This is a genomic window from Syntrophorhabdales bacterium, assembly GCA_035541455.1.
Lineage (GTDB): Bacteria > Desulfobacterota > Syntrophorhabdia > Syntrophorhabdales > WCHB1-27 > JADGQN01.
The window spans coordinates 16,128-30,072 of the sequence record DATKNH010000020.1; the positions used below are offsets into that span (position 1 = coordinate 16,128).

The 13,945-nt window shown below is 52.7% G+C and carries 13 protein-coding genes; all 13 read left to right on the forward strand.

The annotated features are described in order from the left end of the window. Positions 1 to 57 precede the first annotated feature (57 nt). The 13 genes from VMT71_02275 to VMT71_02335 all read left to right on the forward strand — a co-directional run bounded on the left by VMT71_02275 (position 58) and on the right by VMT71_02335 (position 13,937). Positions 58 to 546: a TRAP transporter small permease gene (locus VMT71_02275; GenBank protein ID HVN22769.1), complete on the forward strand. Its 489-nt coding sequence runs from the start codon at positions 58 to 60 to the stop codon at positions 544 to 546. Further along, positions 539 to 1,840, forward strand: a complete 1,302-nt coding sequence (locus VMT71_02280) for a TRAP transporter large permease (GenBank protein ID HVN22770.1) — start codon at positions 539 to 541, stop codon at positions 1,838 to 1,840. Before VMT71_02275 ends, VMT71_02280 begins: the two co-directional genes overlap by 8 nt. Before the next feature lie 51 nt (positions 1,841 to 1,891). Next, the gene (locus VMT71_02285; GenBank protein HVN22771.1) at positions 1,892 to 2,977 is read left to right on the forward strand and encodes a (Fe-S)-binding protein; all 1,086 of its coding nucleotides are present in this window, start codon (positions 1,892 to 1,894) and stop codon (positions 2,975 to 2,977) included. Between the two features lies 1 nt (position 2,978). Then, a complete protein-coding gene (locus VMT71_02290; protein ID HVN22772.1) occupies positions 2,979 to 3,758 on the forward strand; it encodes an electron transfer flavoprotein subunit beta/FixA family protein in 780 nt (259 codons plus the stop codon). Next, positions 3,755 to 4,711, forward strand: a complete 957-nt coding sequence (locus VMT71_02295) for an electron transfer flavoprotein subunit alpha/FixB family protein (GenBank protein HVN22773.1) — start codon at positions 3,755 to 3,757, stop codon at positions 4,709 to 4,711. The genes VMT71_02290 and VMT71_02295 overlap by 4 nt, the downstream gene beginning before the upstream one ends. Beyond that, positions 4,708 to 7,407, forward strand: a complete 2,700-nt coding sequence (locus tag VMT71_02300; protein ID HVN22774.1) for an FAD-dependent oxidoreductase — start codon at positions 4,708 to 4,710, stop codon at positions 7,405 to 7,407. Before VMT71_02295 ends, VMT71_02300 begins: the two co-directional genes overlap by 4 nt. Before the next feature lie 16 nt (positions 7,408 to 7,423). Next, positions 7,424 to 9,097, forward strand: coding sequence for a CoB--CoM heterodisulfide reductase iron-sulfur subunit A family protein (locus VMT71_02305; GenBank protein ID HVN22775.1), 1,674 nt, complete (start codon positions 7,424 to 7,426; stop codon positions 9,095 to 9,097). Positions 9,098 to 9,169: 72 nt separating this feature from the next. Continuing rightward, on the forward strand, positions 9,170 to 9,589 hold the full coding sequence (locus tag VMT71_02310) for a hydrogenase iron-sulfur subunit (protein HVN22776.1): 420 nt from the start codon (positions 9,170 to 9,172) through the stop codon (positions 9,587 to 9,589). Next, positions 9,570 to 10,577 carry a 4Fe-4S dicluster domain-containing protein gene (locus tag VMT71_02315; protein ID HVN22777.1) on the forward strand — a complete coding sequence of 336 codons (1,008 nt, stop codon included), beginning with the start codon at positions 9,570 to 9,572 and terminating at the stop codon, positions 10,575 to 10,577. Before VMT71_02310 ends, VMT71_02315 begins: the two co-directional genes overlap by 20 nt. Before the next feature lie 15 nt (positions 10,578 to 10,592). After that, positions 10,593 to 11,111 carry a (Fe-S)-binding protein gene (locus VMT71_02320; GenBank protein ID HVN22778.1) on the forward strand — a complete coding sequence of 173 codons (519 nt, stop codon included), beginning with the start codon at positions 10,593 to 10,595 and terminating at the stop codon, positions 11,109 to 11,111. Further along, positions 11,108 to 11,794, forward strand: a complete 687-nt coding sequence (locus VMT71_02325; GenBank protein HVN22779.1) for a heterodisulfide reductase-related iron-sulfur binding cluster — start codon at positions 11,108 to 11,110, stop codon at positions 11,792 to 11,794. Before VMT71_02320 ends, VMT71_02325 begins: the two co-directional genes overlap by 4 nt. Then, on the forward strand, positions 11,791 to 13,530 hold the full coding sequence (locus tag VMT71_02330) for an FAD-dependent oxidoreductase (GenBank protein ID HVN22780.1): 1,740 nt from the start codon (positions 11,791 to 11,793) through the stop codon (positions 13,528 to 13,530). The genes VMT71_02325 and VMT71_02330 overlap by 4 nt, the downstream gene beginning before the upstream one ends. Positions 13,531 to 13,733: 203 nt before the next feature. Continuing rightward, the gene (locus VMT71_02335; GenBank protein HVN22781.1) at positions 13,734 to 13,937 is read left to right on the forward strand and encodes a cold shock domain-containing protein; all 204 of its coding nucleotides are present in this window, start codon (positions 13,734 to 13,736) and stop codon (positions 13,935 to 13,937) included. Positions 13,938 to 13,945: the final 8 nt, after the last annotated feature.

Here is a 13,945-nt window from a genome sequence, read left to right on the forward strand (position 1 = left end):
CCGATGGAGTGCGTGAGCCGCACTCCATCGGAAAGACTAAATCAGCGGAGGTAAACTATGCGCGCATTCATCAGTGCTACGTTTAAATCAAGCGGAGTGCTGAATACGGTGGGGGGAGTTGTCCTGGCATTGATGATGCTTCTTACCGTTCTTGACGTGATACTGCGATACGTGGGAAAAGCGATCACAGGCACCTTTGAGCTCATGTCCTTCGGAGGCGCTCTTGTGGCCGGTTTTGCAATTGCCCAGACCTCTCTTGACGGTGCGCATGTGAACGTGGACATGATCACCCATGCTCTCTCGAAGACGGGAAGGAGAATTCTGACGGTACTCACGAAACTCCTCGGGCTCGGGGTGTTCCTTCTCCTTGCGTGGTCGTTGTATCTGAAGGGGAATGATCTTTACAGTACAGGGGAGGTTTCCCTCACCTTGCACGTCCCTTTCTATCCTGTTGCATATGCCCTGTCTCTTTCGAGTCTGGTTGAATGTCTTGTCCTCGTAAGTGATATTCTCAAAGCGATCTTCAAGGGGGCCGAGCATGAATGAGACTTTGGTAGGTATAGTCGGCTTGGTTGTGCTGCTGGGCCTTTTCTTGACGGGAATTGAGCTCGCCTTCGCTATGGCAGCGGTCGGTTTTGTGGGGTTCACCATACTCAATGATTTCGATACGGCCGTCAGTTTGATGGCCAACGATTTTCTTGATTCCCTTGCCTCGTATGGCTTAACAGCCATACCCCTCTTTGTTCTTATGGGTCAAATCGCATTCAATGCCGGAATTGCGAAAAGGTTGTACGACACGACGCATAAATTCCTGGGGCATATCCCTGGCGGGCTTGCGATGGCAACCGTCGCGGGAGCAACTGTCTTCAAGGCGATCTGTGGCTCGGTCGTCGCCACTTCCGCAACATTCGCGAGCGTTGCTATTCCGGAGATGGACCGCTTCGGCTACAGCAGAAAGCTCTCCACGGGAATAGTGGCTACGGTCGGGGTGCTGGGCGTGCTTCTCCCGCCGAGCGTAACACTCATAGTCTTTGGTATCATCACACAGCAGTCCATCGGACGGCTCTTCATGGCAGGCATCCTTCCCGGCCTGATCATGGCCTTCTTTTTTGCAGTGATCATTTTCGGATGGTGCAGAATAAACCCGTCGCTCGGTCCCAGGGGTGACAGGTATCCCTGGCCGGAGCGGTGGAAGGCGCTCCCGGATGTGATATGGCCCATTGTCATATTCATTCTTCTCATAGGCGGCCTGATGTATGGCTTTTTCACGCCCACGGAAGCAGGCAGCATCGGTGCTTTTGCGGTTCTGGTCCTCTGTATGGCAAAACGTGACCTGGGGTTCAAGGGATTTACAAAGTCGATTCAAGAGGCCTTGCGGACCTCCTGTATGGTGCTTTTGCTGATCGGGTCTTCGGCGGTACTGGGCCATTTCATTGCGGTCACTAACATGCCCCAGGCCTCTGCAGACTGGATTGTCGGGCTGCCGCTGCCCAGAGCGGTGATAATGATCATCATTTTCCTGGTCTATCTCCTGGGCGGCTCCTTTATCGACGATCTGGCATTCATGATTCTCGCAACGCCGATCTTTTTCCCGATGATTCTAAAACTGGGTTACGATCCGCTCTGGGCAGGCATCATGGTGGCCTGCACGGTCTGCATAGGGTCGGTTATCCCACCGGTTGCTATCTGTGTCTTTGTGGTTAAGAACATCACGAAGGCGCCCATGAACCTGATATACAAAGGCGTCTATCCATTCCTCGCATCGATGATCGTCTGCATGATACTCTTGTTTATATTCCCTGAGCTCGCCACCTACCTGCCGGCGGTGTTGATGAAATGAGCGCGGCGTGCGATGTGTACTAACCTTGCGGTAAGGAGGCGGTAAAATCCCTTGAACAGTGAACGAGTAATAGCCTGCATGCAGTGCGGAAAATGCACAGGAAGCTGTCCTGAAGCGGGAAAGACACCTTTCAACATCAGAATGATCATACGGAAGAAGCAGTTTCAGCGCGCTGTTGAAGAGGCGTTGCCGTGGTATTGCACTTCCTGCAGCACGTGCACGATACGCTGCCCGCGGGACGTGAAGCCCTCGGAGGTCATCATCGATATGAGGTCTGTCCTGATCGAGGATGGTCGCATACCTGTGACTATCCAGAAGGCCCTTGAAAATACCTTCGTGCAGAAGAACCCCTGGGGGAAGCCAAGGAGCAAGCGCGCCGAGTGGATCGGAAAGCTTGATTTCGAGGTCCCTCACATCTCTGAGACAAAAGAAAAGCGGCTACTCTTCGCCTGTTGCATACAGGCATACGATCCAAGATGTATGGTGATACCCGTCAACGTGGCTCGGCTGCTTCACAGCACGGGCGTAGAGTTCGGCGTTCTCGGCGAAGAAGAGGCTTGCTGCGGAAACGAGATACGCAGGATGGGGGAGGTAGGACTCTTCGAAGAACTGCGAGAAGAAAACAGCGGTAATTTTGCAGAATATGGAGTCAAGGAGATTATAACCCTATCTCCGCACTGTATGAACACCTTCAGGAAGGAGTATGGAGATCTCGGCATACGGATACTCCATTATTCCGAAAAGGTGAAAGAGTTGCTGGAAGGCGGATCTCTGAAGCCGGAACGCCGGTACGATAAGAAAGTGGTCTACCACGACCCCTGTTTTCTGGGTAAACAGAATGCGATCTTCGACGAGCCGAGAGTGTTGCTTGCCAAGGCTATCGGCTCGGACTTGCTGGAATTCACCCGTATGCGTGAGAATTCCCTTTGCTGCGAGGGTGGCGGGGGCAGGATGTTCTTCGATGTTGAGGCGACGTATCAGCGAAACAGCGAAGTGCGCGTAAAGGAAGCGCTCGACATGGGTGCCGAGATCATAGCTACGAGCTGTCCTTTCTGTGTCATGAATCTTGAGGATCCGGCAACTGAAAAGGGGCTCTCTGTAAAAGAAGTGTCTGAAATACTGATGGAGGTCATCTGATATGGAGATCGTGGTCTTTACGAAGAGAGTGCCTGTCACGCAGGAAGAGGAGCTTCGCATCCTGGGAGACGGTCAGTCTGTCAATTTGAGCAAGCTTCCCTTTCGGATGAACGACTGGGACAATTACGCAGTGGAGGAAGCAGTAAAGATTGTAGAAAAAGGTGGCGGCGGTGTTACAGGCATTGCGATAGGAGACAAGGAAGCAGACGAAGTCCTGAGACGCGCCATAGCCATGGGTGCGAAGGATGGAATACTCCTGGAAACTGAGGCTGCTCCGCATGATCCTTTCGCGAGAGCAATGCTTGCCTATAACTTTCTCAAGAAAGAGAACATCTCCTTTGATGCGATCTTTACAGGTGTTCAGGCTGAGGATGACCAGTTTGCCGCATTCGGAGGCATACTGGCTGCTCTGCTCAAAGTTCCTTTCGCTGCGCAGGTTATAGGCACCGATACCGTTGAGAAGGATCATCTGGTAGTGCGCAGGGAACTGGAGGGTGGCTTGCAGGAACGTGTGAGGGTTTCCTTGCCCTGCGTGCTTTCGATACAGAGCGGCATCAATGAGCCTCGATACGTCTCGATCATGGGCGTGCGCAAGGCGTCCAAGGTGGAGAGGAAGGTCTTGAAGGCGGCCGCTTATGCGGAGGATGCAAAAAGTCTGATTGAAGTGACGCAATGGGTTTACCCTCCGAAGAAGGAAGGGGCTGCCATGATCACGGGAGACGTGGGCGAGGTTTGCGGCAAGCTCTTGGGGATACTGAAAGAGAAGGGGGTGTATCAATGAGTGATGGCCTGAGCGACGGGTATGTCCTCGTTGTTGCAGAAGTGAGGCGAGGTCTCTTTGAGGAGAGAAATCTCGACACTATAGGGCTTGGAAAATTTATGCAGAAGCCCGTCTGTCTTCTGCTTCCTGAGAAAGTCAGCGGTGTTGACCATACAACGATAGGCAAGGTGATCAAGGCGGAGACTGAGGAAGGAAACTTTCAGAACCCCCTTACGATGGTGTCAATCCTCGGGAAGGTGTTTGAAAGCTACGGCCGGCCTGAGTACGTACTCTTTACTCATTCGTCGTCAGGCGCCGAGTGTGCGGCGTACGCAGCAGGCTCCTTTGCGCTGCCGCTCATTACGGATGTAAACGGGTGGGACAGAGATACGGGCACGTTTTTCAAGAGTTACTACTCTGACAAAGTGTTCGCACAATGCAAGGCTGCAGCGCAGCCTTCTATTCTTACGGTCCGCAGTGGAAGCTTCAGGGAGCAGGTAACGCGTGAAGCGTCGGAGGCGGCTGTAGAGAGCATCGGTGCATTCGCCGCGACCGAAGGAAGAGCCTTCGTTGAATACGTGGAAGAAGCTGGAGGGGCTGTCGACATAACCAAGGCAGACTTTCTCCTCTCGGTAGGAAGAGGCATAGGGAGCAAGGATGAAATCCCTCGTTTTGAAGAGCTTGCCCAGGCCATGAGGGCTGTGCTTTCCTGCTCAAGGCCCGTGGTGGATAAATTGTGGCTCCCCAAAGAACGACAGGTCGGTACGTCCGGCAAGACCGTGAAACCGAAAGTCTATCTGGCCATGGCTATAAGCGGGGCCTTCCAGCATATTGCAGGCATGAAGGATGCTGACTGCATAATTGCCGTAAACAAGGACCCTGAAGCTCCCATCTTTCAGTACGCGCATTTCGGGATCGTGGGCGACGTCAACAAGATGAGGGACAAGCTACTGGAACTGGCAAAGAACGCATGACGGAAAAGAATGTTCTCGTAGTGGGCGGCGGCATCGCAGGCATAACTGCCGCGCTGGAGCTTGCCTCCTGCGGAATTAAAGTGACACTCCTGGAAGCTGGTCCGTCCATCGGCGGACGGATGATACAGCTTGACAAGACATTCCCCACTCTTGACTGTTCTACGTGCACGCTTTCACCGAAAATGGTTGAGGTTTCGCTCAATCCCAACATCGAAATAATCTCGTGGGCGAAGCCTCTGGCTGTGGCAAAGGAAGGCGCAGGCTTCAAGGTTACTGTTCTCAAGAAGACGCGTTACGTTGATACCAAGAAGTGTACTGCCTGTGGTTCCTGCTGGCCGGCCTGTCCGGTGGTGATGAAAAGCGAGTTCAACATGGGCACAGGCCCGAGGAAAGCAATCTATATCCCTTTTCCGCAGGCCATACCCAACAAAGCAAGCATTGATAAACGGGAAGAACGCCCGTGCAAGGCAGCGTGTGTGGACGCATGTCCTATACATACCAATGTGCTCGGGTATCTGAAGCATATAAGCGAGGGTCGGTTCGCCGACGCATATATGCTTATCAGAGCGACAAACCCATTTCCATCCGTTTGCGGCCGGGTCTGCTATGCCCCGTGTGAAAGGGTGTGTAACAGGGGACAACTGGATGATTCCCTGGCGATCCGCGACCTGAAACGCTTCGCAGTCGACCAGTTTGACATCAATTCGCTTGTTCTGCCACAGATTACGAAGACTGAAAAAAGAGTAGCCGTGATCGGTGCCGGACCGGCAGGATTGGCCTGTGCGGAAGCGCTTGCAGTGGAGGGGCACGAAGTGACCGTTTTTGAGGCGCTTCCTGAACCAGGAGGTATGTTACGGTACGCCATACCTGAATATAGACTTCCCAAGGAGGAATTGCGGAAAGAGATCGGCTATATCACGAAGCTTGGTGTTGAGATCCGATGCGGTGTTGAGGTCGGGAAGGATATAGCGCTCGAAACAATGAGAGATGAGTATGACGCGGTCTTTATAAGCACCGGCGCGCCCAGAGGGTTGCCTTTAGAGGTGGAAGGAGAAGATCTCGCCGGTGTTATTGATGGCATACGCTTTCTCCGTGCAGTAAATAGCGGAGATTCAATGAAAACAGGTAGCCGCGTGGCTGTTATCGGCGGCGGCAATACTGCCATCGACTGTGCAAGAACAGTCAGACGTCTCGGAAGCGAGTCGGTACAGCTCATATACAGGAGAACGCGGGATGAGATGCCCGCGGCCAAAGAAGAAATAGACGCCCTTCTTCATGAAGGCATAGATATAGCCTTTCTCACAACGCCGGTGCGGTTCTATGGAAAAGAAGGGAACCTTTCAGCCATGGAGTGCATCCGAATGGAACTGGGAGATGCGGACGAAAGCGGAAGGAGACGACCGGTACCAGTCAAGGGCTCTGAGTTTACCACGCCTGTGGACACTGTTATCACAGCGCTGGGCCAGGTAACGCAGACAGGGTTTGCGCACGATGTCGGTGTCGTGCTGTCACCCAAAGGGACGATCGAGATTGATGCGTCCACGGGAATGACCAACGTGCAAGCAGTGTTTGCAGGCGGCGACGTGTGCACAGGGCCTGCCTACGTGGTTGATGCCATTGCAGCGGGTCAGCGAGCGGCTTTGTCGATTACGCGCTACCTGAAGAACGAAGAGGTGGTCACACATAACGGAAGAATGAAAGAGCCGGAGAGGCTGACAGAGCCTGAAATAGCTGACCTGAAAGAGAGATTTCAGCGACTGGAGCGGGTCCCCATGCCCGAGGCGGAAACCGAAAAAAGAGTACGGACCTTTGGTGAAGTGGCGATCGGGTATAGCGCTCGAGAAGCCAGGGCCGAAGCCTCCCGTTGCCTCGCGGGCCAGATAGAAGGCTGCATACAGTGTGGAGAATGTGAGAGACGTTGTGAAGTCAAGGCCGTGGATCACACAATGAAGGATGAGATCGCAGATATAACGTGTGACAGCATAGTGCTGGCTCCCGGGTTTGACCTGTACGATCCGACTGAAAAGAGAGAATACGGATACGGAAAGCTTCAAGGAGTTGTCACCGGGATCGAATTCGAGAGAATCTGTTCGGTTACCGGGCCGACCGGGGGAGACATTCTGTATAATGGAAAGATTCCAAAACGCTTCTACTTCATTCAATGTGTCGGCTCAAGAGATAGGCAGAGCGGAGCGCGTTTCTGCTCCAGGGTATGCTGCATGTACACGGCAAAGCATGCGAGCATCGTGAAAGACAGAATTAAAGATGCGAAGGTCTATATATCCTACATAGACGTGAGGGCTTACGGCAAGGGGTACGAAGAGTTTTACAAGAGCACCCAGGAGAGCGGCACGTTCTACATACGCGGCATACCCGGAGAAATAACGAAGAGTGAAAAGGGATTACTGGTGAAGGTGGAGGACATACTGAGCGGCGAGGTGGTCGAGACAGAAGTGGATCTTGTTGTGCTCGCGACGGGCGTAAGACCTCGCAAAGAGACAGAAGAGCTTTGCACTATGATGTCAATAGAACGCGACGATTACGGTTTCATTAAGATCGATTCGCTCCATGCCTCAAAGACGAATGAAGATGGCATCTTCGTATGCGGGATGGCGTCGGGCCCCAAGGACATTCCGGATACCGTTGCCTCTGCCGGAGAAGCTGCGGCAACGTGCATGGAATATATACAGGGGTAGCGGAGATGAACCTAGAATGAAGACGGGTATATTTATCTGCCACTGCGGTCACAACATCAAGCACACCGTGGATGTCAGGAAATTGAGTGAATACTTCAACAAATATCCCGGGGTGACCGTCTCTGCGGATTATGTTTTTGTCTGTTCTGAGCCGGGGCAGGAGATGATCAGTGAAAGTATTAAAAGAGAAGGACTTGACCGCGTCATCATTGCGTCCTGCACGCCTTCACTCCATGGAGAAATGTTCAAGGATGTGCTGAAGAAATCCAATCTCAACCCTTTCCTCCTGAGGAGAGTGGGTATCAGGGAGCACTGCTCGTGGGTGGGAGATGATATTGAAAGGAATACTGAAAAGGCAAAGAGACTGATACTGGCAGGCCTCTATGCGGCGGCCCACTATGTTCCTCTTGAGGAGAAGATTGTTGATGTCACGAAGTCTGCGCTTATTATAGGCGGCGGCGTGTCAGGGTTGAGCGCAGCCCTGTTCCTTTCAAAGGCGGGCATGCAGGTGTGCCTTGTGGAGAAGGAGGCCGAACTCGGCGGTCACGTGCGAAGCCTCAGGAATGTGTGGCCGGGAGGTAAGGAGGGTAGGGATATCATCGATGAAATGGCCGGTCAGTTGGCTACGAGGGATAACGTTGAGATATTCACCTCCACGACGATTAAAAACTTCGAAGGTTTCTTCGGCAACTACCAGGTGACGCTCGAAACGTCTGATGGAGAGAAGAAACGCACTATAGGTGGCGTGATTATAGCCATAGGATTCTCACCCTTCGATCCAGCCGTAAAACCCGAATTGAATTACGGGAAAGACAAGAGGATTATCACCACGATCGAGTTCGAGCGGGACAGAGACACATTGCAGCTTCCGGACAAACCCAGGGTAGCAATACTCCATTGCGTAGGTTCTCGTGATGAACAGATTGGGAAGCCTTACTGCTCGAGGGTCTGCTGCGTCAACGCGTTGCGCGTGGGGGAGGCAGTTAAGGAGAAGTTTAAGGATTCCTACGTGGAGTCCTTTTACATGGACGTGAGGGCTCATCCCCGGGGAGGGGAAGAATACTTCGAGGATACCCAGGAAAAGGGCGTTCTCTTTACGCGTGCTAACGTGGCTGAAATAGTTCCGACGCCCGCCGGTCTGGTGGTACGAGGAGAGGATACGCTGTTTGGTGAATTCTTTGAGAGGGAGTTTGATCTTGCGGTGCTCTCCACAGGTATGTCTCATCCGCAAGACAGCAAGCGCATGGCAAGCCTTCTCAAGATAACCCTCGACAAGGATAAGTTCTTCATGGAGGCGCACATCAAGCTTCGTCCCTTTGACACGGCCCTGAAAGGGATCTTCATTGCGGGTTCATGCTCGGGCCCCAAAGACGTGGAAGAATCGATAAACCACGGAAGGGCTTCGGCCGTGAAGCTTTTCGGTTTTCTGAATCTCGGTTTTGCCTATGTCGACCCCTTCATCTCCTACGTCAATCCCAAGAGGTGCAGCGGGTGCAGGATGTGCGAACAGGCGTGTGTTGCAAAAGCCATAACATTTGACGAAACAAAAAGGGTTGTCCGTGTGGAGGAAGCAGCCTGTATGGGATGCGGACTCTGCAACGCCACCTGCCCCTCATCTGCAATAGAGCTCAGAGGATACATCGACCGTATGATTGATGATGAGATTAGCGCTTTCTCGGAGGCGATATAAGAACAGGGTCATGGGGCAGGGTTACGGGTCATGAAGAAAAGCCAAGGACTTTAATGAGAGAGGAAGGAAAGGATGAGTGATCAATCGAGGCAGGATGACATTGAAATCGTAGGATTCGCCTGTTCGTATTGCTCGTTCAAGGCATCCGAGATGGCGGGAAGTCTGAGGCTGAAATATCCGGAAGGCGTAAAGGTGGTACAAGTCCCTTGTTCCAGCAGGGTCGACCCGGCGTTTGTTCTCAAGGCCCTCTTTGAGGGCGTGGACGGGGTATTTGTCGCGGGCTGTCATCCCGGAGACTGCCATTTCATTAAAGGCAACTATTACACGAGAAGAAAGATGGCCGCGATGAAGGAGATGCTCGATGCGTTTTCCATGAAAGAAAAATTGCGGCTCTTTTGGGTAAGCGCTGCTGAGGCACGCCGCTTCGTTGAAAAGGTTGAAGGCATGTACAAAGAGTTGAAGGACAGCAGACATGAAGGCAAAAAAAACTGATAAAACCGCCATCAGGTACGCGGCTATTTCCTTCCTGAAGGAGGAGCGACGCCTTGTCTTCGGCTTCGAAGAGGCGGGCGAGACGATCCGGCATCGTGTTTTCCGGAGGGGTTCGGGCTCTCTTGCTCTTGCTAATCCCTACTTTGACGTAAATGGAGCATTGCACCTGAGGCGGTTCTTCTCTAAAGACGCCAAAGTACTCATGCTGCTGCGCCCATGCGAGGTGAGGGCCTACGTGGAGCTTTCAAAGCTGATGCAGATCGAACGCGAAAGCGTGATTGCGGTGTCGTTAGATTGCTTCGGGACTCTTTCCTCGAAGGAGGCAGAGCCTCTTCCGACAGAGCCCATCGATCTTAAGGCCGCCCTGGCTGCATCGGGCAAGCTGAGATACGCTTGCAAAGTATGCCGTGAGCCGAGAGCGGTAATAGGTGATGCGTCCATAAGGGTGGACAAGTCGGGTGCGCTGTGGGCATGTGCATTGACGCCCCGAGGCGAAGAGTTTATCTCCCTGGTCGAGGGGGAAGAGGCGGAAGTGGCAGAAGAATTTCTTGTCACGCCCCCGGCTGCCGGAGAGAAATTCCAATCGGACATGGAAGAATTTTCAAGGGACTTCGAGAAATGCATCATGTGCATGAACTGCAGGGACATGTGCCCGGTCTGTTATTGTGTCGACTGCGTTTTCCATGGCGACGAATATGTGCCCAAAGGTGACGCGTTCATTAACAAGATGTTGCGTCTGGGAGAGAGCTCTCTCCCAGCGGGCAAAGAACTCTTCCACTTTATCAGGATGTATCATGTGTCTCAGACATGCGTCGGGTGCGGAGCATGTGAAGAGGCCTGTCCTCAGAAGATACCTCTCACAAAGTATATGAAGGGGACATCGGAGAGGCTGCAGAAAATCTTCTCCTATATGTCCGGCCGGAGCTTCGATGAGACCCTGCCGTATCTGACGTTTCTTGAGGATGAACTGAAAGACGCGGACGACTGATGCCGGGATGGGAAGATGCGAGTTAGCGAGGAAGGGATGACGATTGAAGACGTGGCTCGGCTTGCAGGGTACGAGCGTAAGGATTTTTCCGTTTGTCTCGGGTGTAAGATCTGCGGCTCGGTCTGCACTATCAATGATCTTTCCGTGGCAGCGAATCCTCAGGCGCTTCTTTTAAGCCTCTTTCTTCAGAAAGAGCTGAAAAACGATGATCCCGTTCTTCATTACTGTACCAACTGTTACAACTGCACCACTGCGTGCCCCTGGCATATAAGGATTCCGGAGATCGTCCGGGCGGTCAAAGGAAAGATGGGCATGGAAACGCCATTTGAAAAGGCCTTCAAATCTTCCGTAGGCATCTGGGGGAGAGTATACGAACCATACGTTTTTCTGAAAGCTCTTTCCTTCCTCATCCGGGGAGGATACCTCGCGTATGTAATGCGATGGAAAGAGTATGTTACTTTTCACCTGCCGCACAAAGTCAGGAACATGGGCGATGCCTGGCAGAAGAGTGCCAGACAGAGGAAGGCGCGATGAGATACGCCTACTATCCAGGATGTTCTCTTACGGGCAGCGCACGGAAACTTGACCGCGGTTTGAAGAAGGTTTTTACGAAACTGGGCCACGAGCTCTTGGAAATCCCTGACTGGAACTGTTGCGGTGCTTTTGAGTTCGGCGATAGAGGAACATTGGTAGAGTTGTCAAGGACAAACCTTGAAAAGAGCAGGGCATTGAATGCCGGAGAGGGTGTCGTTGCTCCGTGTCCCGCCTGTTATAAGAACCTGAGGGAGGCGCACAGCGGGAAGACGCAGGCGGTCTATCATCCCCTTGAGTTGTTGAGTGAAGAGGCAACCGGGTTGCTCAAGGTCGAGCAGGATCTGAAAGGGCAGGTCTTTACACCTTACTACGGCTGTCTGCTGATGCGTCCGGAGGAAACAGCCATAAGCAATAAAGAGGTGATAGAAACATTCATAACAAAGCTTGGCGGAGAGATTGATGGGACCAAGGTCAAAGCGAAATGTTGCGGAGGCAATCAATTCTTCATCAACAAGTGGGCTACCGAGAAGCTGTCGCATGCTGTCCTCGAGGGTTCCAGAGGCATAATCGTGCTCTTTTGCCCTCTCTGTCACATGGCGTTGACTTCCTTTTCAAAGAACAGGAAGATCATCTACTTCACAGACCTTTTACTCTTCGCAACAGGGGATAGAACAAGGCTATGACCATAGTCGTCATTGGAGGCGGTATCAGTGGAATCTCAGCGGCAAAAGTGCTCCTGAAGGCCGGCCACAAGGTAATCATTCTGGAACAGACTGATGCGCCGGGTGGTCTGATGGAAAAGATAGCCAACTGTCGCGTGGGCTTCAAAACCTTTTTTGCTGAGATAGAGAGCCTCCCTGCACTCGAGGTGATCACAGGAAGCCGCATTGTCGATGTTGATAAGCTCTACGAGAAATCGCTCATCACATTGGATAGCGGCAGGTTAATCGAGGCCGACGGGGTTATTATTGCGGCCGGTCTGGCCCCTTACGAGCCGAAGGAAAGAACGGGCAAGCGGATCCTGGCCAGCCTTGATTACGACCGCCTTATCGACCAGAGAAATGAGTCGCTGCCCGGTGACTTGAGAAAGGTGGCTTTCGTTCTCTGTGTGGGCTCCCGCTGCAGTGACTACCCGCTCTGTTCGGCCATGTGCTGCTCATACACGCTGCGGGAGATCAAGTGGACGTTTCAGAGAGGGATAACGCCGCAGATCACTGTTTTCTACAACGACCTGAGATTCTTCGGCCAGGAGTTCTACCTGGAAAAACTCTACCGGGATATGGGCGTTTCATTTGTCCGCGCCAATTCACGCTACTTCGAAGAGGATGATGATGGAGTAACCTTGCGGTACTTCAACGGCGGTCATCTCAGCGAAAAACGCTTCGATTATGTGGTGCTTGCCACGGGCCTGAGGCCGGGTGCTCACCTGCCTGAACTGAGCCAGTATTTCGGCTTCTCCCTCAATGAATGGGGGTTTGTCAAGGAGTCGGCCCCGCTCGCCACTGATTCGAAGGGCGTGTACGTGTCCGGCGGAAGCCTGGAGCCGATGAGCATCAAAGACGCGATCCTCACGGGCTACGGCGCAGCCGTGAGATGCATGATGGAATTGGATGACGGCAGGCGTGTTCCTGTGATGACGGCGCACAGGGAAGTGACGCCGGAAGTGCATGTCAAAGCGAAGAGCGACTCGTATCTGTTTTACCTCGGCACAGGGGACCCGCTTCTCCGAATGTTTTATGAGTTTTTTGCAGAAAAATTTCTTGTAGAAGCGCTCAAGCTCAAAAAGAAGAGGAAGGACGTCATCTTCGTTACAAGAAACCTTGTCACGCCCTCTTACACGGAGCTTCTTTACGAGGAGGCTCGCAGGGAGGGGATTGTGTTCATCCATCTGGAGGAAGACGAACGGATCGATACGTATGAAAACGGAGCGCGTATTGACGGACCCAAGGGAGAGACAAACATCGCGGCTGCGACAGTGGTGACGCTGGAGCAGTATGCTGAGCTTGTCCGGGATCGGGAGTTCCTCATTCAGTATCGGTCAGAGCCCCAGCTTCGCTGGTCACCAACAAAATGGGACAGGGAACGGTATCATGCGGGATTCATCCGATTCCCCAGGTCGGCGCGGTGGGAAGAGAGGGAAGCGCTTGGCGCACTGGGCGAGTTTCTTATCGAGAAGGATGCGGAGCGTACGCTGCCGGACATCGACGAGGAACGCTGCAGCGGCTGCGGTTCATGTGGCGATTCCTGCCCTGCGAAAGCAATATCGGTGGAGCTTAAAGAAAAACAGATCTCTATTTTTGGTCCGCTCGGCTCTTCTGCTGTGCCTGTTGCCACGGTTAAGAAAGAACTCTGTCTAGGCTGCGGTCTTTGCGCATCGACCTGTCCCTCTGACGTGATCGGTTTCAAGGAAGCCTCCTGATTGCACGCCGCCTGCCACCCACCCGGTCATCAGAGTGACCTCGCGGGTGCGGTTTTAAATGTAGTCTGCCAGAAAATTACCCATTGTTTTGTGCAGGAAAATAACCATTAAAAGTTTTTAAGATTTCGCTTGACATGCGGCAAAAGAGAGAATTAATATGAAATAGTTGCACCATTCAACAATCAAGAAAGGAGTTTAGCAGTATGCCAGCAGGTAAGGTTAAGTGGTTCAATGATTCAAAGGGGTATGGTTTTATAGAACAGGATAGTGGTGGGGACGTATTTGTGCACTACTCAGCAATCAAGCAGGATGGTTTCAAGACTCTGAAGACCGGGGAAAAGGTGGAGTTTGAGATCACCAGCGGACCAAAGGGGCCGCAGGCGGCGAACGTTAAGAAAGTCGAATAGGGCAGAGG

Excerpts from the sequence above, each read along its gene's own strand:
- VMT71_02320 (HVN22778.1), top strand. The coding sequence starts at position 10,593 with ATGCGAGTTAGCGAGGAAGGGATGACGATTGAAGACGTGGCTCGGCTT.
- VMT71_02305 (HVN22775.1), top strand. The coding sequence starts at position 7,424 with ATGAAGACGGGTATATTTATCTGCCACTGCGGTCACAACATCAAGCAC.
- VMT71_02330 (HVN22780.1), top strand. The coding sequence starts at position 11,791 with ATGACCATAGTCGTCATTGGAGGCGGTATCAGTGGAATCTCAGCGGCA.
- VMT71_02280 (HVN22770.1), top strand. The coding sequence starts at position 539 with ATGAATGAGACTTTGGTAGGTATAGTCGGCTTGGTTGTGCTGCTGGGC.
- VMT71_02310 (HVN22776.1), top strand. The coding sequence starts at position 9,170 with ATGAGTGATCAATCGAGGCAGGATGACATTGAAATCGTAGGATTCGCC.
- VMT71_02325 (HVN22779.1), top strand. The coding sequence starts at position 11,108 with ATGAGATACGCCTACTATCCAGGATGTTCTCTTACGGGCAGCGCACGG.
- VMT71_02275 (HVN22769.1), top strand. The coding sequence starts at position 58 with ATGCGCGCATTCATCAGTGCTACGTTTAAATCAAGCGGAGTGCTGAAT.
- VMT71_02300 (HVN22774.1), top strand. The coding sequence starts at position 4,708 with ATGACGGAAAAGAATGTTCTCGTAGTGGGCGGCGGCATCGCAGGCATA.
- VMT71_02295 (HVN22773.1), top strand. The coding sequence starts at position 3,755 with ATGAGTGATGGCCTGAGCGACGGGTATGTCCTCGTTGTTGCAGAAGTG.
- VMT71_02315 (HVN22777.1), top strand. The coding sequence starts at position 9,570 with ATGAAGGCAAAAAAAACTGATAAAACCGCCATCAGGTACGCGGCTATT.
- VMT71_02290 (HVN22772.1), top strand. The coding sequence starts at position 2,979 with ATGGAGATCGTGGTCTTTACGAAGAGAGTGCCTGTCACGCAGGAAGAG.
- VMT71_02335 (HVN22781.1), top strand. The coding sequence starts at position 13,734 with ATGCCAGCAGGTAAGGTTAAGTGGTTCAATGATTCAAAGGGGTATGGT.